Raw genomic sequence first — 21,805 nt, 5'->3', positions numbered from 1 at the left:
CCAAGGTGGGCGCATGGGTGGTTTTGGTAACTCACTAAAGCCATCTTTTCTTTCCGGATTTTTCTTAAAAGCGGTGCATTGAGGTAAATGATAATCAGTAAAATAATGTACCTTCAAGCTTGTAATGCACCGCTCACACCTTTTTCGCAATCTCTTTACGCTGGCTTTAATAATAGCCAGTTATCTTGCTTTTGGGCAAAACAAATCCGGAAATAACATTACATCTACTTATACCGTCTCCAAAAGATTGATTTCCATTGAAGATGGCCTGGCTTCGCACGAAGTATTTTGCGGACTGCAGGACAAAGCTGGCTTTATGTGGTTCGGTACGCGTAATGGACTGAACCGTTATGATGGTAAGAATTGTTTGCTTTTTACCCGCAATCGTAATCATTTGCAGGACAACAAGGTAGTTCAGCTGGCAAAAGATGATGCCAATAATTTGTTTATTGAGTATGGCAGCACTGGCTTTCAACTCACTACAAATGGCAAAGTAGATATAATGAATGCGGCAACGCAGGAAGTCAAGACACTCACCGCTGCTTTTCCCAATTTGCCTTTTAAGGAGGAGGATGTTTATTGGGTATCAAATGATGGCACTGACCAGGTTAGCTTTCTTACAGCACATCCTTTCAGGCTTTGGAAATATTCAACCAAAAGCGGATTTAAGTTACGGTACCAGATCAGGGACTGGAACGAAAAATTGGACGCCAATTCCGTTGATGACTATAAAAGAACCGGGGCGCTTTGTCTTTTTGCAAGAGGAAAGGCGTTGATCAGGTCAACTAATCAATCTACTCAATATTTAATTTCTAACGATACTGTTATCGCATTTAAACCAGGCGATGCTTTAAGGTGGTTTCCTATCGGATTCACCAGGCAGAACGACCTTTTGATTACTTACAATACTGCAACTCGCCTCAATACGTTTGATGTCGGAATAGTCAGAAATAAGGGGGGCAATTCATTTCCGGTCGATGCAAGACAATATAATATAGACAGTATCAAAGTGAAATACTGGTACCAGGGAGCATGTTCTACAGATGGCCTATCAAGCGTATTGTATATTGGAACCGACGGACTTTATCTCTGGAATGAAAGTACATTCATTAAAATCGCCGAAAAATCAGAAATAAAGACTTTTGAAAACCTATTTCTTTACAAACTTTTTCCGGACAATTTCGGGAATATGTGGCTTTGCACTTCATGGGGCGTGTTGCAGTTGAAAATAGAAAAGAACCGCTTTAAACCATACTTTACTACTAAACAGCAATCGGTCGAAACCAATAATCAGGTCCGGGGAATATATGCAGATGAAAAAGGAAGGGTCGTAGCTAACCTATGGTACCACACCTTTCAGCAACAGGGCGATAAAATACAAAGTGCCAGGGACGAGCAGTATAAATATGCGCTCACAATGCATCATGGAATTTTGTATGGTGGAGGTTATAGTTTGTTTAGCTATGATGTTGATAAAAATACGCTGACCAACTACCCCGATAAGCGAAGCGATGAAATATGGTCGATGCTTTCTGTGAATGATAGCCTGCTTTTGCTGGGACGAACGAACGGGTTTACAATGTTCAACTCCAACAGTAAAAAGTTTGATTCGCTTCGATATGAATCCAAAAAGCAACCGAAAGCTAAGTTTGTATACAGGTTTTTTAAGGATAGGGAAGGAGCGATATGGGCAGTTGCAGAAAATGGCTTGTTCAAGATTAGGAATGATAAGACCGGGCACTGGTCCGTTACGAATGATCAGTCGCCGTTGATTGCTCAGTTAAGTTTGCAGGATGCTTACGTAGATAGTGATGGTATTCTTTGGCTGGCGACCAATGGTGAAGGTTTATACCAATGGGACAAAAAAGCAAACACTTTTCAGCAATTTAATATTGCAAGCGGTTTACCTTCGGATGTGCTGTACAGGATAGAGCCGGATGAATATAACAACCTTTGGATTAGCTCTGATTATGGCCTGATCCGTTTTAATAAAAAAACATTCGCTGTAAATACCTATACCACTGCAGATGGCATTACAAACAACGAGTTTAACAGAACCTCATCCTTTAAAGCCAAGGATGGGCGGCTCTTTTTTGGTGGGTTGGACGGCATTATTGAATTCAACCCTAAGGACTTTATCGCAGATTCACACTCATTTAAGGTACCGCTGCGCATCATTGCATTTAACCAGTTTATCGGTTCGCAAAATCAACTGGTGAATAAGACCAATGAGTTGCTAAGCACTTCACAAATTATCCTTGCGCCAACCGATCGCTTTTTTACGCTCGAATTCCAGTTACTGGATTTTGCAAAAGATGAAGCCTATCACTATGCCTATAAGATCGACGGCGTGGATAAAGATTGGAATTATATCAATGAAAATTCAATCCGTATCAGCGGTTTGCCTTATGGAAAATTCACACTCCACGTCAAAGCGCAAAACCGGGAAGGGGCCTGGAGCAGGAGCGAATTAACTATTCCATTGCTGGTTTTAAAGCCATTCTATCTTAAATGGTGGTTTATTGCATTGCTTGTCATTGTATTAATAGCTACTGTTTATTGGATAATAAAATGGCGGACGAAACAATTGGCTATTGAAAAAAATAGGTTAGAGATAACAGTAAACGAGAGAACAAGCCAGTTAAAGCAATCATTATCTGAGCAGGCCGGATTGCTTTCGGAGAAAGATATATTGATGAAGGAAATTCATCATCGGGTAAAGAACAATTTGCAGGTTATTTCTGGTTTGCTTGAATTACAAAGCAAAACGGTAAATGATGATGCTGCGAAAGATGCATTAATGGAAGGCCGCAATCGTGTAAGAAGTATTGCTTTGATACACCAGAATCTTTATCAATTTGAAAACCTCAGTAGCATTGAGTTGAGACGTTTTGTAAATGACCTGTGCCGGCAGGTGGAAAGTGTATATAAAAAACAAAACAAGATTGCGATGAATATTGACGTCCCTGTGCTGTACCTTGATATTGACTCCGCTGTGCCGCTTGGCTTGATTATGAATGAATTGCTATCCAATTCATTCAAATATGCATTTGAAGATGTTGTTGCCGGAAAAATTGATATTGAAATTCGGGTGGTTGAAGAAGGTAAATATGAATTGATCTATTCAGATAATGGTCCGGGCTTGCCTTTAAATTTTGACCTAAATAACACAATCACCCTGGGTATGCAACTAATACACGATCTTAGCCGGCAAATTGGAGGAAGGGTAAGGTATGAGTATAAAAACGGCGCTTCATTTATCATTAATTTTACCAACCGAAACTTACGCAAACAAGAAGATTAAACCCCATGAGCGTTTTAAAAATAGGCATAGTAGAAGATGAACTGGTAATAGCCAGAACCATTTTAAATACGCTTAATGAACTGGGTTATGCTCATTGCGGACCCGCAATAAACTATACCGAGGCAATAGAAATGCTGGAGCAGGATAGGCCTGACTTATTATTGTTGGACATTCAGTTATCGGGCAAAAAGGACGGCATAGATGTCGCCGAAAAGCTGAATGAGCTATATCCCATCCCTTTTATTTTTTTAACTGCCAACAGTGATGGGGAAACCATTGACCGGGCAAAAAAAGTACGTCCGCATGCTTATATAGTTAAGCCATTTACCAAAGAAGAATTGTTTGCCGCTATTGAGATAGCATTCAGTAATTTTACAGGCAATCGCGATAAAACAGAACCAAAAATTACCGACTCTTTCCCGGCAAAGGATTACATGTTTGTAAGAGATGGCTATATTTTTAGAAAGATATTTTTTAATGACCTGTTATATCTTGAGAGCGACGCCAATTACATTACCCTGCACCTCAAGTCGCAGAAAAAAGTGATGGTGCGATCTACGCTTAATGATTTTATTGAGCAACTGGATGCCGGAAAGTTCATACGAATCCATCGCAGTTATTCAGTAAATATTAACCTTATTGACGACGTTTTTCCTACTGAAGTTTCTGTTGAGGGGACTAAAATTCCTATTGGTAAATCATACCGCGATGATCTCTTTAAAGCTTTGGGAATAAAGGAAGTTTAGATCCTGGTTTTATCTCTTCACTAATCTTCACTCATTCATCCCTAACGAGAGGTGTTCATCCCTTTTATTTCAGATTTTTTCGAATCGGGTACAACTTTACGCTCGTTATGGCATTGCTCGATTTAGATAAGATCATTATTAAAAGAACGGTTATCGGGATACGCTGTACAGCGTGTGGAGGTAACCTGGTCGATTATAAAAAAAAAGTTTTTTAAAAAGCTTTATAAGGCTGATCTCATTCGGAACCATAAAGCCAAAGGTTTACGAATGTGAGAATTGCAAAAAGAAACACATCTTATTATAACCAGATATTCTATTTCACCATTATCATCAACAATTAAAAACTAAACGTCATGAGCATTAGATTAGGCGACATCGCACCAGATTTTCAAGCCGAAACAACAAAAGGTACCATCAATTTTCACGATTGGATCGGTAACGGTTGGGCTATCCTGTTTTCGCACCCAAAAGATTTTACTCCAGTTTGTACCACCGAACTGGGCTATATGGCAAAAATGACCCCTGAGTTTGCTAAAAGGAACTGCAAAGTTATCGGTCTTAGCGTAGACCCGGTAGAAAGCCATTTAAGATGGGAAAAAGATATTGAAGAAACCCAGGGTACAGAAGTAACTTACCCAATGATCGGCGATCCAACACTTGCTATTGCAAAATTATATGACATGCTTCCTGCAGATGAGCCAGGTACATCAGAAGGCAGAACACCGGTGACCAACCAGACAGTACGCACTGTGTTTATCATTAATCCTGATAAAAAAGTAATGCTGCATTTAACCTATCCAATGTCAACCGGCCGCAATTTCCATGAAATTATGCGCGTGCTTGATTCCATGCAGCTTACCGCAGCACACAAAGTTTCTACTCCGGTAAACTGGAACCCTGGAGATGATGTAATTATTCCGGCTGCATTACCTGAGGCAGAAGCAAGGGAGAAATATCCAGTTGGTTTGAAGATTGTAAAGCCTTACCTGCGTTACGTTCCTCAGCCAGGGCAATAACTAATCTTAGAAGATATTTAAATTTTACACTTATTATAAAATATGTTATTTCGAACGAACATGGGCTGGATTGAGCTTAGAGTGAGGAGAAAACTTATACGACACGAAAAGTGCGTTATGCAAATCGTATAAGTTTTCTCACCCGTGTCACAGCACAGGCTCACTCAACGGGTTCGAAATGGCATTTTTTATTTTAAATCAAAACATAGCAGCATGAAACTACGTGTCGTGGTGTTAGGCGCAGGTTTTGGAGGATTGGAGCTTACTTCAATCCTCTCTGAATCCATTGGCGATAACCTTGATCTAACTCTGATAGATCAGAATGATACTTTCTTCTTCGGATTCTCGAAGCTGGATGTGATGTTTGGTCATAAAAAAGCTGATGCCGTCAAAATACCTTATAGTAGCATTGTCAAACCAGGTGTGAAATTTCGTAAAGAAACCATTCTGGCTATTGATCCGGAATCAAAAGTTGTTACTACACAAAACGGAACCTATGAAGCCGATGTATTGGTGGTGGCGCTAGGTGCTAATTATGACATGGCGGCAACGCCCGGCCTTGCTGAATATGGTAATGAATACTATTCCTTTGAAGGCGCTCTAAAACTCAGGGATGTGATACCGAACTTTAAAAAAGGTCATGCAATTGTAGGCGTATGCGGTGCGCCATTTAAATGCCCGCCTGCACCAAGTGAAGGCGCGTTGATGCTGCATGATTACCTGGTTAGCGCAGGCGTGCGCGAGGCTTGTAAAATAAGTCTCGTAATTCCTTACGGTTCTCCTATTCCTCCATCGCCGGATTCCTCTAAAGCATTAATTAAGGCCTTTGAAGAAAGAAGCATCCGGTTTATACCACAGCATAAAATTGCCTCATTGCGTCCCAATACAGCTGTCCTGGATGATGGCACCGAATTGCCTTTTGACCTATTCCTCGGCATTCCAAAGCACGTTACTCCAGATGTAGTGCTTCAAAGTGGTTTGGCTGTTGAAGGATGGATCCCGGTTAGCCGCCAAAACCTGATGACCCGGTTTGATAATGTTTACGCCATCGGCGATGTAACCAGCGTAGGCACGCCAAAGGCAGGTGTATTTGCCGAAGGCGCTGCAAAAGTTGCTGCTGCATCTATTATATCAAACTATAAGGGCAAAGAAAATGATGCAGCTTACACAGGGGCAGGGTCTTGTTATATCGAGTTCGGCAAAGGCGAAGTTGCACGTGTAGATGTTGATTTCTTCTCAGGTCCAAAACCGTTTGGAATTCACCATGACGCATCCGAAGCACTGGTAATTGATAAAGAACATTTCGGCTCAAGCAGAAAAGCCCGTTGGTTTGGGCTATAGGAATTTAACTGTTCATCAAATTAAACTTAAAGAAAATGACAACTTATTTAATCGAAATACCACATTCAGAAAACACCGTAGAGTGCCAGCATGTGATCAAATTGTTTGTAGAATCTGGTTCGCATCTGCTTTCACATGCGTTTTGGGGCTGCAAATCCGGTGTTCACAAATCTTATTTCATCAGTGAGTTTGAAAATAAAGAAGAAGCCCTTCGGGTTGTTCCGCCATTTTTAAGGCACTGTGCAAATATCATCGAACTGGTAACATTCAATAAAGAAGATATCCGGCAGTTTGCTGCGCAGCAGGGAATGGTATCATAATACCTGTTATTTCATTGGCCCAATCGGAATACCAGGCATCCGGATAATCCGATGGCTATATTTAGCATCATCTTCTGAATGGGTAACCATAATGATGGTTGTTCCTTCTTTATTTAGTTCGTTTAGCAGGTCCATTACTTCTTTGCCATTGTCATGATCCAGGTTGGCTGTGGGCTCATCGGCAAGTATCAGTTTTGGCCGGTTCACCACTGCTCTTGCAAGCGCAACACGCTGTTGCTGACCGCCAGACAATTGCTGAGGATAAGATTTTCGCCGCTCGGTAACATGCATTCTGTCAAGTATATCATCAGTCCGTTTTGCACGCACCGACATGGGTAAACCCGTATAGATCATCGGAAGTTCTACATTTTCAAACACCGTCAGATCATCGATCAGGTTGAAGTTTTGGAATAAAAACCCAACATTATTTTTGCGCAGATCGGCGCGTTTACGTTCATTCAGATGGCTTACTTCCACGCCATTGAAAACATAGCTGCCTTTGTCAGCATCATCAAGAAAACCTAAAATATTGAGTAAGGTTGACTTTCCGCAGCCCGACGGGCCCATGATGGCCACAAATTCACCTTCTTCTACTTCGATAGATACTTTGTCTAAGGCGGTAATTTCCAGTTCTTCCGTATGGTAGAACTTTTCGATGTCTGAAATCCGGATCATATGCTTTAAGATTTTAGAGAAAAAATCGTTAGAAAGCTGATATACGTAGATTTTGTCTTTTTAAAAAGATGTATTAAGGTAAGTATTTTATTGTGAATTTAATATTATGAGGTATAAAAATCCCCCATTAAGGGTGATGGAAAAATTTCGGTTTGATGATCACTTCAATGTGTATTTAAAAAGAAAAATTCCAGGGTTTTACGCCTGGAATTTGACAATGAATCAGTTAATATAATTGCCGGATATTAGTTTCTCGATGGGTAAGTTCCGATAAGGCAAATGATGTAATTTACTACCAGTGATGGTTGCCTGTTTTCATGTGGTGAGCTGCCACCTGTTGGATTTAGTGTCACCGTAGATAAGTGTGGACCATCTACATTGGTTACTGCAATCGTACTTGCATCCAATGCCACCGGTGTTCCTGAAGCGGCATATAAACTCACATTTTGAACAGCATCATTACCAAGTATATTGCCACCCGGGGATAACTGTCCGGCCTGTCCGTTTGACCCATTCAGTACAATTTGCCCGCTGCCGCCTGTACCTGCAGTAACGGTAGCGATGTGATTGTGCTGAGGCAGGTTGCCTGATATTAATGTTACACTTTCTGTACCTGTCAGCAGGCCGTTTGTATAAGGCGAAAGCCCATTGCCCTGGCCAGTACCCACTATGGCCCTGCCACGCAGATCGGGCAGGCCAAAAGTTGTTTGACCATTGCCGCCATATTGCGTTCCCAATATTGAAAATAATGCTGTGTTTGATGCTATTGATAAAATTTGTCCCTGGCACAATGCCCAGTTCATGGGTGCAAAGTTGGCGGCAAATCCTCTTATTTCTCCTATAGTTCCTTCCATGTCAGTAAGTTTTTTAATGTTATTTTTAGGTGACTATAATCTTTAATCGCGTGATGGGAAAATTCCCTGAACGCAAATGATGTAATTTATTGCGCATACCGGTTGAATATTGGAGTGCGGTAGGGAACTGCCTGCCATGTTTACGGTCACGGTAGGTACCGAGCTTGTAAAGCTGTTTAGCGTTACAGATCCCGCATTCATGGGGGAAATAGTTAAGCCACTAGGGGCATATATCGTTTTGCCTCCGCTATCCTGGGCAAGAACGTTGTTTTGCGGGTCGGGTTTTCCTCCCGTTGCATTGATGCCGTTCAATGTAAATGTTGCGCTGGACGGTGTGTTATCTGTTTGAGAAGTCACCGTATGATTATGTGAAGGCATTTCGTTTATATTTAGTGTATGCCCTTCTTCGCCTAATGTTTGTCCGGCATCATAATTAGGTAACCCAATACCCTGGCCTGTCCCAATCACAACCCGGCTTTGCAGGTTCGGTAGTTGAAACGTTGTTTGACCATTGCCGCCATAGATTGTGCCGATAATAGCAAAAAGTGTTGTATATGCAGAAATTGACAATGTTTGTCCCTGACAAAGCTGCCAGTTCAAGGGCGCAAAAGTGCCCGCAAATGCGCGTATTTCGCCTATTGTTCCGTCCATTTTCTTTAGTTTTTAGTTTAGTTTCTTGATGGGAAAATTCCTTGTAAACAAATAATATAATTCATGGCAATAGATGGCATAATGTTATTATGCGGCTGAGTATTGCCTGTATTGCTTATTCCTGAAACCGTCGGAGATGGCACGGTAAGACTGTTATAGGTTATAGCATTACCTACCATTGGAACCGGTGTACCCGTAGGGTGTGAATAAGGTTTAGCCCCGCCTGTTGTATCCGTGCCCAGGTAATTGCCTCCGGGTTGTGTTTGGCCGCCGGCATCATTAATGCCATTCAGTTTTGCACTGCCTGTACCTTTTGTACTACTTTGCGTTATGACAGTAGTATGGGGGTGCGATGCCATCGTCGGTATATTTAACGTAACGGTATTTACACCCAGCACTTCACCTAAAACGTAGCTGGATAAACCTGGCCCCTGGCCCGTACTGACGATAGTTCTGCCTCTCAGGTCGGGAAGCATAAAAGTGGTAACCCCATTGCCGCCATAGGTGGTACCGATTAATGCAAACAGAGCCTGGTTACTCTGAATTGCCAACGTTTGCCCCTGGCAAAATGCCCAGGTGCGGGGCGCAAATGTGCCCGCAAAGAGCCGGATTTCGGACATTGTTCCTTCCATAGTATTTAATTTAAATTAGTGAATTTTTCTCCTGATTTAATACCCATACCGAACAACTTGCTTCCCGAAAAATACCCGTCTGCAGTATGGACCACATTGATCTTTAAAAATTGCCCCTGGCGGCAAGCCACTATCAATCCGTAAAGGGCATCAGCATATACAATTGTACCCGGATCTGCCTTAAAACCATTTTCTGTTTTTATATCAGCCGGAGATGTTTCCAATATTCTTAATTCCGTATTCCCTAGAAAAGTGGAGGCGCCGCCATATTTTGGATTGGCAGCATTAACCAGGCACTCTATCTCATCTGCCGATTGCTCTTGCCAACGAATGGTCAGTGCTTTGTTACCCGGCTTTTTAAAAAAGGGAGCATCGCCTGGTTGCTGCTCCCGTTCGTTCAGTCTATTGTTGAGATAATCATTTACTAATGGTTCGGCTAATTCTGCAGCCAGGTAACCTAACCGGCGGCAAAATAATCCGTAATTCTCGCCCTTCATTATCGGTAATTCCCGTTTCATTATGATAGGCCCGGCATCAATAGAAGCAGTCATTTTGTGAATGACAAGGCTGGCTTGACCATCGCCATTTTTTAATTGCCAGAATATCGGATCAGCACCTTTATATTGCGGTATGTTTCCAAAATGAAAGTTCAGGAATCCGCCCGGAGGAACACTCAATAAATTTTCCGGTATGCGCCATGGAAACCCAAATACCCATACCATATCAGGGTTTAAGCTGCTTAGCCAATTCTGCATTACTGTCTGCCAGTTCTCCTTTTCCAGCAGTAAAATATTTTGCTGAGGTATACCTGTACTAATCAGAGGTTGATATAGCATATTAGCGTTACGAGCCAGTATAGCCACTCCTGCGATCCATCCACGATTTAGCAATGCGCCAATTGTTGGAAAGGCAAGTGAATCAGAATTGCAGATGATCGCCATTTTCATAATCAAATACTCAAATAGGGGTTAAACCAGCCCGAAGATGGCTGACTGTTAATTTCTTCCACCACTTCACTGTCAATACCTATTGTTTCTACCTCACCAACCAGTTGTGTGGCTACCTCTTCTTTGTCACCTGCATAGGTATTTTTTATCACAAATACTTTACTGTTGTTACCTGTGGTGCGTGATGAGATATCGAGTTTGCCGCGCACATCGTTTACTTCTGTATCAGCCAATGCTTTTTGCAATGAGCCGTTTAAAGAGCTTTTTACTGCATTTTTAATTACTAAACCGGTTTCGATACCAAACTGCCGGAAGGGGTTCAAAGAAATGCGACCCAATTGTTCTGCATCCGCGTCCGAAATGCCCCGGTAAGCGGATATCGTAGTATAGATATCTACCGATTCACCACCACCGTCAAAAGCTTCTAACAGGAAAGGCAATCCTAAAAGTGGTATTCTTTTGTGCAGACCATGCTTTACATATTCCGAAAGAAACATAGTTGCTTCTTCACCGCAAAACGTGGCAAAAACAAAATCAGGATTTTTCTCAATCAATTGAGGGATAACCGAAGTTACATCTGCTAAACCTTTATACTGTCTTACAGGCGCTATTGCGAAAGGCAAAGTAGCATCATCTGTTGCTGCTTCCATCCCTTTCCGCAGCATGATAGGGAAGGAGTACCCCGAATCATAAAGCCCGGATACCAGCATACCCTTTTTTCCAAAAGTTTGCACTGCCCATTTGCCTATTGACCATACCTGTTGCCAGCTATGCATGGAGTTCAGAAATACATAATCATTTGATGCACCAGGGTTTGGCAGATGCTCGCCTATATTATTGATAATGATAGGGCGTTTGTATTTCGCAAATTTCTCTGCCAATTCTGCGCTGACTGAATTGGAAATAATACCAGTAATGATATTTGAATCGTTAAACCCGATCAATTTATTAACAGCGCTTTCAACCTGTGCAGTTGAGCCCTGACCGATGAATTCGGGAACAATCTCCACCTCGATATCATTTTCTAAACTCAGCCCGTTCAGCCCATGCTTAAGTCCCGAATTAAAATTCGCAGCCATAGGTAAAATGGTCGAGTTCGCCAATAACACACCTATTGTTAATTTTTTTGACATTTTTTTATTTCGATATTAATTGGCCCACATGCGCAGCAGATTGCTGTACTGCTGTTGTAAAAGGCTTAGTTCTTCTGTAGCTGTGTTCTTAGCGTATAAACTTTCAGTTACCTGCGATAGCCCGAAAAGTATATCGCGTTTTTCCAATGTTTGTACAAGGGATTGTATCCAGGTTACGGCCACATGACGGCATCCTTCTGTAACCTCATTTACCCGGTGCACATAGCAACAGGGGTAGCAAATGGCATCTCCCGCGTTGAGCTTGAATTTTGCCGGACCTAAAGCTGTCTGTAACTCCAACTCGCCACCTTCATATCCGTCTGGGCCATTCAGAAAGATGGTCATAGCGATATCTGTTCTCAGCATATCACCCATTATGGGGCTATCAACATGCCATCCATAATTCATGCCCCGGGGGTATTTGCTTATTAAAAAAGGATAGACTTGTTTAGGTAATATGGCATTTCTGAATAAGGCATTACAATTCAGGCTTTGCAGTATAATTTGTTGTATAGAAATATAAGCCTGATCCCTGTTACTAAGCTGAAGATTATTCTTAGCATCCCGGGCAGCATCAGAAGCGGTCAGTTTACCGTTTTCGTAAACCGCCTGCCCGCTCAGATTGGCGATGTCTCCAAGTTCATTAGCATTAAGTAAACCAGGTATATGTAAATAGGTAGTGTGCGTTTTCATATACCCTGTTCCTGGGAAAATTTCATAAGAGATAGATAAAGTTAAGTAAGTCGCGTAAGAGCCTTACAGGCATCTTTTAATAGCTTAGTAAAGCTACAATATAATTTTTGAAAAAAACAAATCCTGTGTTCTATTAATTAATCCACAGTTTCCTAATAAATATATTACTTTAGTAATGGGAAACATGTCAGTTAATATTCTTTACATTAAGTTCTTATTTGTTTAATGATTAATTGATATGTAAACCAATATTTAACATAAAATTGCCTGACTTTGTCGAATGAGTACCTGCATTATAGGAACCGGATTATCACATGATGGTTCAACCTGTCTATTGAAAGATGGAGAAATTATTATAGCCATTGAGAAGGAACGTTTAACCCGTATAAAACATGACGGCGGTAACGATTTCCTTACTGTAAAATATTGTCTCGATTATGCCGGTATTGAATTGAAAGATGTTTCGCTGATTGTGCAAGCTTCGAATTTTGAAAACAAGATAAAGCCCGATCAATACCAGGGAAAACGCTATTTTGATGCTGATATAGCTATTCCGGTTATAACAATATCACATCATTTGGCACATGCATGGGGCGCCGCTGCAACATCTCCCTTTTCAGAATGTAATGTGATGGTGATAGATGGTGCCGGAAGTCCTTATGAGCAATGTATAGATATTGATCAGTCAGAAATACCAGGACATGGAATGTTTTGTGAGAAAGATAGCTTTTATTATTTCGACGGAAAAACATTAAAACCTATTTATAAGGATTTTTCGGAAGTCAGACTTTTTGAAGATAAACACAGGTTAAAACTGCCGACAAATTATCATTCGATAGGCGGTTTATATAGCGCTGCCAGTTTTTATATGTTTGGCAATATGGATGATGCCGGTAAATTAATGGGACTGGCGCCTTATGGACGATTAAATGGAAAACCTTCGTTATTTAACTTAGAAAACGGTAAGATTGAAGTAAATTATGATTCGATAAATGCCCACTTCATAAATCCTTCCGTTGGTTATGATTATTTCAAGAAGGATTTTCTCCATTATGCCGATATGGCCCGGTGGGTGCAGCATGAGACAGAAAAGGCTGTTCTTTATTTATTTAAAGAGCGTCTTGCTTTGAACCCTCATCCAAATATGGTTTATACAGGAGGTGTAGCATTAAATGCGGTGACTAACCATCTGCTGTTGAAATCCGGGCTGATGGAGAATCTGTTTGTACAACCCTCAGCAGGGGACAATGGGTTGACTATCGGTTGTGCCTATTATGGATGGTATGAAGTATTAAAGAATACTAAACAAACGAATGGCTCATTATCTCCATTTTCAGGGCGCTCATATACAGTATCAGAAATAGAAAGGGCTATATCCTTATACGAGGCAGATCACAACATTAAGCTTTGCGTTAAGCAAACCGATGATGTGGTAGAAGAAGCGGCAAGCCTGCTGGCTGATGGTAAAGTAATAGGCTGGTTTAATGGCGGAGCAGAATTCGGTCCGCGAGCATTGGGGCATCGCAGTATACTGGCCGATCCCCGGATTGCAGGTGTAAAGGAGCATATCAATAGCAATATTAAATTCAGGGAAGATTTCAGGCCGTTTGCGCCTGCAGTTAGGCTGGAAGATGTTAACGAGTATTTTGTCTACGGATGGGAGAGCCCTTATATGATCCTTGTGGATAAAATTAAGTCCGAATGGAAGCAACAACTTGCAGGTGTTGTTCACCAGGATAAGACCAGCAGGGTGCAAACAGTTACACCTGAATGGAACCAGGCTTTTTACGACTTGATAACTAAATTCAAAGAAAAGACAAGCATCGGCGTTCTGCTTAATACCTCTCTCAATAAAAGAGGCATGCCAATAGTAGAGACACCCTTACAAGCAATTGAGCTCTTTTTTTCCGGTGCAATGGATGTGTTGGTCATTGATAATTTTATGATAAGGAAATAGTCATGATATGTTATGCTAAACTCGGTATTAAAGTTCCTGTAAAACAATTACAGGAGGAAATCGGGCGGTTACTGGAGTCTGATGAATGGCGGCCTCATTATAATCAGAAACATTATGATGGCGACTGGAATGTGCTGCCATTACGAACTCCGAGTGGTGATCTAAATAAACCTTTTGCTGAGCTAATGAGCGATAACTCATTTATGGATACGAAGTTTATGGAATTATTGCCATCAATCGGAAAGCTGCTTGAAGAGTTGCATTGTGAAAAATTATCAGTAAGGTTACTTAATCTTAAGGCCGGGGCAATTATCAAAGAACACCGGGATTATGAGCTGGCTTTTGAACATGGTGAGGCAAGATTACATATTCCGATTTTCACTAACGACCAGGTTGAATTTTATGTAGACGGCGATCCTGTTACCATGAAAGAAGGTGAATGCTGGTATATCAATGCCAATCTTCCTCATCGGGTGACAAATAAAGGCGCCAGTGATCGCATACACCTCGTGATAGATTGCAAAGTAAACGATTGGCTAAAAGAAACGCTGCAAGACTCTGACAAAAAATGCCGGGATGAGGTTCTAAATAAGGACTTACAAAAAAACATTATCCAAACCTTAAGAACGCACGGTACGGAGGCTTCAAACATTTTGGCAGATAAAATGGAAAGGGAATTGAATGAGTAATAAAATAATGGAACGGATGCTCAACTTTATAAAGGAAATTGGCCTGGAGTATCATTTTGAAACTATTGAAGCTAAAACATTTCTTCCCGGACTTGATTTTAGAGAAGGAGCGCTAATCATCGATCCTGATAAACTGCTTTACCAGGGTGATATATTGCATGAAGCAGGTCACCTCGCTTGTATGCCACCGGATATCCGAAAAACAATGACCGGCGATCTGGAAAACAATAGCCTGAACCAGGGCGGAGAAATGATGGCCATAGCCTGGTCTTATGCAGCATGTTTACATCTTGGAATTGAGCCGGAAGTAGTGTTTCACGAAAATGGGTACAAAGGAAGCGGCAGCAACATTGTTGATAATTTTAACGACGGGAACTATTTTGGTGTGCCCTTACTTGAATGGTGCGGCATGTGCTATGATCTGAAAACGGCTGAACGATTGAATGCCGAACCTTTCCCAAAAATGATTAGATGGAGCTGCGAAAAAAATATGTACGCATGATTTACCACTTACTTTCAAGATGGTCATTCAGAATATCAATATCTTTTTCAACAGGAACAGTAAGTGAGCGTATAGATTTCCAGGTTCGTACGTTGGCTTCCCAAATGTGTTTGTTTTGAATGGTCCAATTAAAATTTCGGGGCATTTCACCCTGGCCCATCATGATTACATCAAAGCCAACCAGTCCGAATATATTGTCCTTAATTGAAGAATTGATCGAATGGAGAACGCTGTTATTGGCATAACTCAAAGGCCCTGTTTCATAATAAAGATCTACCATGTCCTGTAAACCACTAACGTCGGTGTATTCACGGCAATCCTTCCAGAATTTTGTGTCAAACTTCTTATTGAATTTATAGTGGATCGATAGAAAATAGCGCAGGTAATCCCAGTTATCATTTATGTGGGCATTAATCTTTCTTTTAAGTGCAGGCGATTTTTTAAGTTGTCTGAAATTGTAGGCCAGCGCCTTAGCCTCCGTAATAATCATATGTATTCCGGTAGATTCCAGCGGCTCAACAAATGCAAAGGAGTTGCCTATAGCAAATACATTGCCTACGCATATCTCCTGGTGACGGCCCGTCCTGAATTTTACGATACCGGTAGTTTTAATACCAGGGTTTTTTTTAAGCAATTCTTGCGTTGCCTCCTCAACAGAACAGTAGGAAGAGGAAAAAACATATCCGCGATGGTCTTCTCCCCGCATAGGGATATTCCAGCACCAGCCATGATTCATGGATTCAGCGAAGGTGTACGTTTTTATTTTTTTTACATCAGGAATAATGCCTGTTACTGCTGTATCGGTAAACAAACTTTTATCATAGGGCATGAAATTCGATTTTAATGTCTTTTCTAATAAAAGTGAGCGGAAACCGCTGCAATCCACGTAAAAGTCATATTCATAACGCGTACCGTTTTCTCCTATCACCGTTTGCAGTTCATCTGAGCCTTGTTTTCGTTCGGCATCAACTATCAGGTCGTCAACATACAATATGCCCCGTTCCTGTGCCTTTGTTTTTAGATAATTGATAAAGGACATGTTATCCAAATGCAGTGCATAGAACAGATCATCAGATAGTGTTGAATATTGCTCTTCACCGTGCAGGCCCTTGGTACCAACCACGAATGAGGAGTCCTGATCCATCAAAGTTGAAGTGAGGGAGCTGATATTGATATTGCCATCTGCGCAATAAGCGCTTTTTATATCAGGCCAGCCAAAAGGATAATTGAAATAATAATCGCCGGGCAAGCCCCAAAAAAATTTTATACCCAGCTTCCATGTAGGTTTTACCTTCTGATAAAACTCAAGCGCCGGAAATTTTAAGATTCCAAATAAAAAGTGCCGTATTTCAGGAGATGTAGCTTCTCCAACACCGATCACCGGTACTTTTGAAGATTCGATCAGTGTTACCGGCAGGTGAGGGTATTCAGCCTTAAGCAATAGTGCGGTTAGATATCCCGCTGTTCCACCACCAATAATTGCAACATTCCTGTATTCATCCTCTTTGCTATTTTCTGTTACCTGGTCAGAGAAAAAATGCTCTTTTATTTGTGATACTGAACATTCAAATTTTCCATGCAATATTTTATAGTCTTTGGAGCTGTGAAAACTTGCCTGACTGTCACTATCAAAGATCGGATAGATATATCTTGTATTATTTTTTATCTGTTGCTTACCCAATTGAAACAGCAAGACATTGTCGACAAACTTTAGTTTCTGATCGGGCTTGTCTTCGTGAATAATTTTAAGCTCATTGATAATATCAGCAAAAGCACTGTAAAACAAGCCTGCATTTTGTTGAAAATCATCTGAACTGATTTGGCCTGTAAAGTAATCATCTGCTTTAGTTGTATCCTTATATTCCTGTCGCAGAATAACAAATGCAGAATCCATGCCCGCACTTTTTAGTGGAAAATGGGTTGGTCCTGTTATTAATATTTTATTCCAGAAAGAAACAGAAACAGAAGGCTTTTGTCGTGTTCTTAAAAAAGCACAGTGGTTTAATATTTCATTTAGAGTATTATTTTCAAAAACATTGAGATAGAGGTCAGCATCCCCGGTCTTATTCAAATCAACAAAGCTTACGCATGAACAATCTATCCAATCTATTCCATTCAACTGAGTTAATAGGAAATTACACAAGACAGAATCTGCGTGTTTTGCTGTAAGAATAATCCTCATGGATAGCTGCTATTTAAGTCGTTCTATTTTTAAAAAACCAGCTTCAATCAACCGGCGCGCTATGTCAAGACGTCCCTGGTCAGTAACCAGGCCCTTTATCTGCCCGATACGGAATGGCTGATCCTGCATAAATATATCCTTCTCCACAAAAGCCGGAATCTTTACCTTTTGTTCCCCAAACCGAATTACCCATGCGTTTTGAACATTTTCCTCAATTGTAGTAAATCCATTAAGCCGTGAAACCACCGTTTCAGAAGTAATGTTTTCCAGCTGAAGGGAATTGATTAGCCTGCCTTGAAAATTCAGTAATTGATCCTTTGCAAAATCGTTCTTTTGTTTTTCCAGTAATTGCTCGGGTTTAATCGTGGCAATCAGTTCGCTTAACTTTTCTTTAAACTGGTTCAGATAGCCTTTTTCGTCTTCCTCATTTTGAAAACCATGAGGGATAGTTTGCCTGAAAAATTTCTCGTTATCGGCAGCAATACGGGCAAGTTCCCCGATCAGGTGAAATCCGTATACTGGTTTTAATGAAAAATTAACATGAACAGTTGATGAATCTGACGAATAAGCCTCATGAGGTGTGCCTCGTGGTATATAAAGGAAATCACCTGAATGTATATCGAATTTTGAGATCAGTTTTGGCTCTTCCCGGAAGGCACGATAGGTTATGGGCAATTCTTCACTCGAATCATAGATCAGCCAGGTTTTAGGACCTTTTAATTGCATTAAAAAAATATCATGAGGATCATAATGTAAAGCAAAACCCTGCGAACCCGGTGGAGTAATATAAATGTTAGCTTGTACTCTGAATTTTAATTCCTGTTCAATACTGCGGCATACATCAGCCAGGCGTGGTATCGATCTTTCTGCAGAATTGATGATAATGGTAGTCCCTTTATTAAAAAGGTCGAATAGTTTCTTTGGGTCAACCACAATACGTATGGTACCATTTAATAAAGTATCTGACCTGGTCCATTTTTCAGAAGGAATATTTATTCCTTTATCCATCAGTTTGATACCTTCCGGAATCAGGTTTTGCTGGCTCAGCAAAGCATCTATATCTGCTATTGTTAATACCTTATCAAAATAGGCGGGGTTGTTATGACTATTAAGCACAAATCCCTTTTCCCAGTACCGGTGAAAAAAATCTTCGATAGTAAGCGGAGCAATCAGCTCATGAAAACTGAAAATGTCCATACGTTTATAGCTCTGCGTTTAACCGGTTTAGTTGCTTAAAATCTTCCAATATCGCTTCACACTGAAGATAAACAAGTTCCACATTGTGCCCAAAATGGAGGTGTTGTACAGGTATTTTTATTGCTATTTGTGCCAATGCATTAAATTCCTGTTTCTGTAAATCCGGAGTGATTATGTAACTGACGAAAGTATTGCTGTGCAGATGAATGATCCGCTCTGCCGAAATAGTCGTTACAAAAGGCCGGTCGTTTGGCCCTTCCGTTTCACCAAGTACATATATGGCACCGAGTGGCAAGCATGTATCCCAGAAACTGTCGTTCAGGTCAGAGTATCTGCTGTCGCGATGTGAATACACTGATACAAAGTTGTAGTTATTGTCAGGATAAAAAAGCTTAAGCGGTTTGGGCCTTAAGCGTACTTTAGCATAACCGGGTTCTACAAAAAACTCTTCGCCAATCATGCTGATTACGGCGATATCATCGCTCAAAACTTTAAAACCTAATTTTGAGAAAGCCGAAGCTGTTGTTGATTTTCCACTTTTCTTTTTCCCGATCAGCACCACAGCCTGTCCATCGATATTGATTACTGAGCCATGAAAACATAGTATGCCTTTAAGCCTGAGCACACAACCAAGGATTGAACCTACAAAGAAAGAGTTCATGTGCGACTGAGGTATTCTTTCGTTATGAAATATCCACAGGTTTTTTTTAGCAGGGTCGAGTATAGCGGCCAGTTGACCAAATTCCGTTTTAAAACATATCTTGACATATTCGCCTTCAGCAGTTCGGGATCTGAAAAATGAGATACGATTTTTGGTTTGAAGTTGACGTGTGGTTAACTGCTCCCATTCCGACGTCGGTTCAGACGCATTTTCTGTATCAAAAATCCAGTCAACTGATAGATCAATGTCGCACTCAGGTTGCTCATATAGCAGATCAATCTCCCTTGAGCTTTTAATTTTCAGACCGTAAATTTTGTAGTAATGGCTCATGCTTATTATAGTCTGTATTCGGGAAAACGTCTTAAAAAATGAATGAGGTAAATGCCTTCGGGTACAACGTCCAGCGCTATATTCCCCGGCAGGTCACCCGGGCGTAACGATATATCAGTCCAGGCCTTTAATTTGTCAATATCTACAATTTGCCTTACCGGATCGTTAGGCAAAATATCGTTTAGAAAAGATCTGACCTCCGGCAGTTGCGCCCTGTATCTGGCATCGTAATCAGGCGAAAAAGGTCCTTTAGTATTTCGCCATTGTATTTCGTGCGGAAGCAAGCCGTTAAGACCGGCCCTTACTGTGTATCGCTTGTAGCCATTTTTTATTTTAAACTCAAGAGGGATGGCAAGGCAAAACTCCAATAATTCCTTATCGAGAAGAGGGTTGATTGGATCAACTGTGCCGAAATCAACTTTTCCACGTGTTTTTTTCTGAACAAGCCTGATCAGGTTTGCATGATTGACACGATGTGATGAGGAGACATCTGATAAGTGTTTTGCCAATTCATGTTTTCGCGGTTCCAAATGCATTCTGATATCTTCCGCTAAATCATCTCTTAAACAACTTAATCGTTTTTTGCCGGTTCCGATAACGTTTTTCTTTAAAAAATTTACAGGAAGCAGCGGTCTTATAACATTTGAATACATACCCCTCAAAAATGGCTCTCCTGTCAACTGCTTTCGGCATTTTAATTCATAACCAAGTGTGCGCCATTGCATCCTTTTAAAAAGCTCGGCATATCCGCCTGTACCATAAAATGATACTCCCGTTTCGCCGCCCCCGCCATTCAATAATACTCTTGATCCTATAGATTGTGCGGCTTTAATAAATGCGGTGGATAAATAATGACGTGAAATAAGATTAGGCGAATAAACATCTGTTTTTAATGTTTCCAAATCGCTAAAAAAACCCTTACCAGGCGCTGTGATGTAGTTAATTTTGACGTTGGGGAAGCTCTTAAACAGATCGATATAATAGCGTTCATCAGTCAGCGACGGGTCAGAATTGTCCGGTAATACGGCTGAAAAAACTTCCAGCCCACGATTCTGTTCCTCGAGTATTTTTGCGGCAACGCTAACTACAGCTGACGAGTCCAGGCCACCGCTTAATGATGCTGTAACCGGAAAGTTGCTGCGCATCCGGTTGCCAATAGCCCTGAATAACACATCTTTAAAAGAATCTTCAAAATCATTTATGCTTTTAAAATTCAATTCTTTGGTATCATCAGGCTCCCAGTATTTTTGTTTCCTTATCCCATCAGTGCTAACGGTCATAACCGTTGCAGCCGGCATTGGAAATATATTTTTAAACCAGCTCTCAGACCAAAATAATTGACTGGCATAAGGATAGGCTATGGTAGAAAGCTTGTTCAGGTTTATAGTATGCGGCACTTCACTGTGTTGAAGTATAGGATTGGGAGTAGAGGCAAATATGAATTTTTTGCCATTGAAATAATAAAATATGCCCCGTGAACCCAAATGGTCAGTGCAACAAATCAATTTTCGTTGCTTGTTATCCCATATCACAAAAGCAAAGTCGCCTGTAAGATGTTCTGCAACAGATTTTCCCCATTTTTTATAGGCAGAAAGAACAATGGAAGCATCACCACAAGTGTTAATCCCCGGAAGTTCTAATTGTTTGCATAGTTCAACCCGGTTGTCCAAACGGATATCGCCGGCAATGGTGAGTTCATTATCAGGTTCGTAAAGAGGTAGTGTTTCATGGAAAGATTCAGGAGTATTAAATACTGTTAATTGCCCCAGGGCAATGATATTAGAACCCCATGTTGTACGGATGCTTGCGGGATCGTCGCCTGTAAATGCCAATATGTTTTCCACTTCAGCAATGGAAACGTTTTCATCAAGGCTGAATACACCGCAAAATGTTGTCATCAATCATATTGGGAATAGGCCCCGTTTCTTGTTGATTATATTTAGAGATAAGGAAGGCAATCAATGACCGGCTGATT

19 protein-coding genes are annotated in these 21,805 nt (G+C 40.9%); 8 read left to right on the top strand and 11 right to left on the bottom strand.

The features are described 5' to 3' along the window. The first annotated feature begins 124 nt into the window (after window positions 1-124). From VIM89_RS02055 to VIM89_RS02035, 5 genes are all read left to right on the top strand, one after another. Window positions 125-3,304, top strand: a complete 3,180-nt coding sequence (locus VIM89_RS02055) for a histidine kinase dimerization/phosphoacceptor domain -containing protein (protein ID WP_488154461.1) — start codon at window positions 125-127, stop codon at window positions 3,302-3,304. Between the two features lie 5 nt (window positions 3,305-3,309). Beyond that, window positions 3,310-4,050, top strand: a complete 741-nt coding sequence (locus VIM89_RS02050) for a LytR/AlgR family response regulator transcription factor (protein WP_488154460.1) — start codon at window positions 3,310-3,312, stop codon at window positions 4,048-4,050. A 353-nt stretch (window positions 4,051-4,403) separates the two neighbouring features. Continuing rightward, complete coding sequence (locus VIM89_RS02045) at window positions 4,404-5,066, top strand: peroxiredoxin (RefSeq protein ID WP_488154459.1); 663 nt, start codon at window positions 4,404-4,406, stop codon at window positions 5,064-5,066. A gap of 213 nt (window positions 5,067-5,279) precedes the next feature. Beyond that, window positions 5,280-6,407, top strand: coding sequence for an NAD(P)/FAD-dependent oxidoreductase (locus VIM89_RS02040; RefSeq protein WP_488154458.1), 1,128 nt, complete (start codon window positions 5,280-5,282; stop codon window positions 6,405-6,407). Between the two features lie 35 nt (window positions 6,408-6,442). Further along, the gene (locus VIM89_RS02035) at window positions 6,443-6,727 is read left to right on the top strand and encodes a hypothetical protein (protein WP_488154457.1); all 285 of its coding nucleotides are present in this window, start codon (window positions 6,443-6,445) and stop codon (window positions 6,725-6,727) included. 6 nt (window positions 6,728-6,733) lie between these two features. Here the strand turns inward: VIM89_RS02035 and VIM89_RS02030 are convergent, their stop codons facing one another. The 7 genes from VIM89_RS02030 to VIM89_RS02000 all read right to left on the bottom strand — a co-directional run bounded on the left by VIM89_RS02030 (window position 6,734) and on the right by VIM89_RS02000 (window position 12,312). Further along, complete coding sequence (locus tag VIM89_RS02030) at window positions 6,734-7,402, bottom strand: ABC transporter ATP-binding protein (protein ID WP_488154456.1); 669 nt, start codon at window positions 7,400-7,402, stop codon at window positions 6,734-6,736. Between the two features lie 245 nt (window positions 7,403-7,647). Then, window positions 7,648-8,256 carry a phage tail protein gene (locus VIM89_RS02025; protein WP_488154455.1) on the bottom strand — a complete coding sequence of 203 codons (609 nt, stop codon included), beginning with the start codon at window positions 8,254-8,256 and terminating at the stop codon, window positions 7,648-7,650. Between the two features lie 42 nt (window positions 8,257-8,298). Continuing rightward, window positions 8,299-8,907 carry a phage tail protein gene (locus tag VIM89_RS02020; RefSeq protein WP_488154454.1) on the bottom strand — a complete coding sequence of 203 codons (609 nt, stop codon included), beginning with the start codon at window positions 8,905-8,907 and terminating at the stop codon, window positions 8,299-8,301. Between the two features lie 17 nt (window positions 8,908-8,924). Continuing rightward, window positions 8,925-9,539: a phage tail protein gene (locus tag VIM89_RS02015; protein WP_488154453.1), complete on the bottom strand. Its 615-nt coding sequence runs from the start codon at window positions 9,537-9,539 to the stop codon at window positions 8,925-8,927. A gap of 5 nt (window positions 9,540-9,544) precedes the next feature. Continuing rightward, entirely contained in the window at window positions 9,545-10,486 is a 942-nt protein-coding gene (locus tag VIM89_RS02010) for a methionyl-tRNA formyltransferase (protein ID WP_488154452.1), read from the bottom strand. A 2-nt stretch (window positions 10,487-10,488) separates the two neighbouring features. Continuing rightward, complete coding sequence (locus tag VIM89_RS02005; protein WP_488154451.1) at window positions 10,489-11,619, bottom strand: ABC transporter substrate-binding protein; 1,131 nt, start codon at window positions 11,617-11,619, stop codon at window positions 10,489-10,491. 15 nt (window positions 11,620-11,634) lie between these two features. After that, entirely contained in the window at window positions 11,635-12,312 is a 678-nt protein-coding gene (locus VIM89_RS02000; RefSeq protein ID WP_488154450.1) for a Fe2+-dependent dioxygenase, read from the bottom strand. A gap of 280 nt (window positions 12,313-12,592) precedes the next feature. Between VIM89_RS02000 and VIM89_RS01995 the strand changes: the two genes are divergently transcribed. From VIM89_RS01995 to VIM89_RS01985, 3 genes are read left to right on the top strand one after another with little or no spacing between them, the layout of a single operon-like run. Continuing rightward, window positions 12,593-14,269: a carbamoyltransferase family protein gene (locus tag VIM89_RS01995; protein ID WP_488154449.1), complete on the top strand. Its 1,677-nt coding sequence runs from the start codon at window positions 12,593-12,595 to the stop codon at window positions 14,267-14,269. A 2-nt stretch (window positions 14,270-14,271) separates the two neighbouring features. Further along, window positions 14,272-14,958 (top strand): aspartyl/asparaginyl beta-hydroxylase domain-containing protein, encoded by a 687-nt coding sequence (locus VIM89_RS01990; RefSeq protein ID WP_488154448.1) that lies wholly within the window; start codon window positions 14,272-14,274, stop codon window positions 14,956-14,958. After that, entirely contained in the window at window positions 14,951-15,460 is a 510-nt protein-coding gene (locus VIM89_RS01985) for a hypothetical protein (RefSeq protein WP_488154447.1), read from the top strand. The genes VIM89_RS01990 and VIM89_RS01985 overlap by 8 nt, the downstream gene beginning before the upstream one ends. Before the next feature lies 1 nt (window position 15,461). Here the strand turns inward: VIM89_RS01985 and VIM89_RS01980 are convergent, their stop codons facing one another. From VIM89_RS01980 to VIM89_RS01965, 4 genes are all read right to left on the bottom strand, one after another. Then, the gene (locus VIM89_RS01980; RefSeq protein WP_488154446.1) at window positions 15,462-17,354 is read right to left on the bottom strand and encodes a tryptophan halogenase family protein; all 1,893 of its coding nucleotides are present in this window, start codon (window positions 17,352-17,354) and stop codon (window positions 15,462-15,464) included. A gap of 297 nt (window positions 17,355-17,651) precedes the next feature. After that, window positions 17,652-18,839 carry a cupin domain-containing protein gene (locus VIM89_RS01975; RefSeq protein ID WP_488154445.1) on the bottom strand — a complete coding sequence of 396 codons (1,188 nt, stop codon included), beginning with the start codon at window positions 18,837-18,839 and terminating at the stop codon, window positions 17,652-17,654. A gap of 4 nt (window positions 18,840-18,843) precedes the next feature. Beyond that, entirely contained in the window at window positions 18,844-19,830 is a 987-nt protein-coding gene (locus VIM89_RS01970; protein ID WP_488154444.1) for a hypothetical protein, read from the bottom strand. A 5-nt stretch (window positions 19,831-19,835) separates the two neighbouring features. Next, a complete protein-coding gene (locus VIM89_RS01965; protein ID WP_488154443.1) occupies window positions 19,836-21,728 on the bottom strand; it encodes an asparagine synthase-related protein in 1,893 nt (630 codons plus the stop codon). Between the last annotated feature and the right edge of the window lie 77 nt (window positions 21,729-21,805).

Origin of the sequence: Mucilaginibacter sp. (assembly GCF_036568825.1) — a bacterium.
Lineage (GTDB): Bacteria > Bacteroidota > Bacteroidia > Sphingobacteriales > Sphingobacteriaceae > Mucilaginibacter.
The sequence above is the reverse complement of the archived record's forward strand: the minus strand, read 5'-3'. Positions and strand labels throughout refer to the sequence as shown.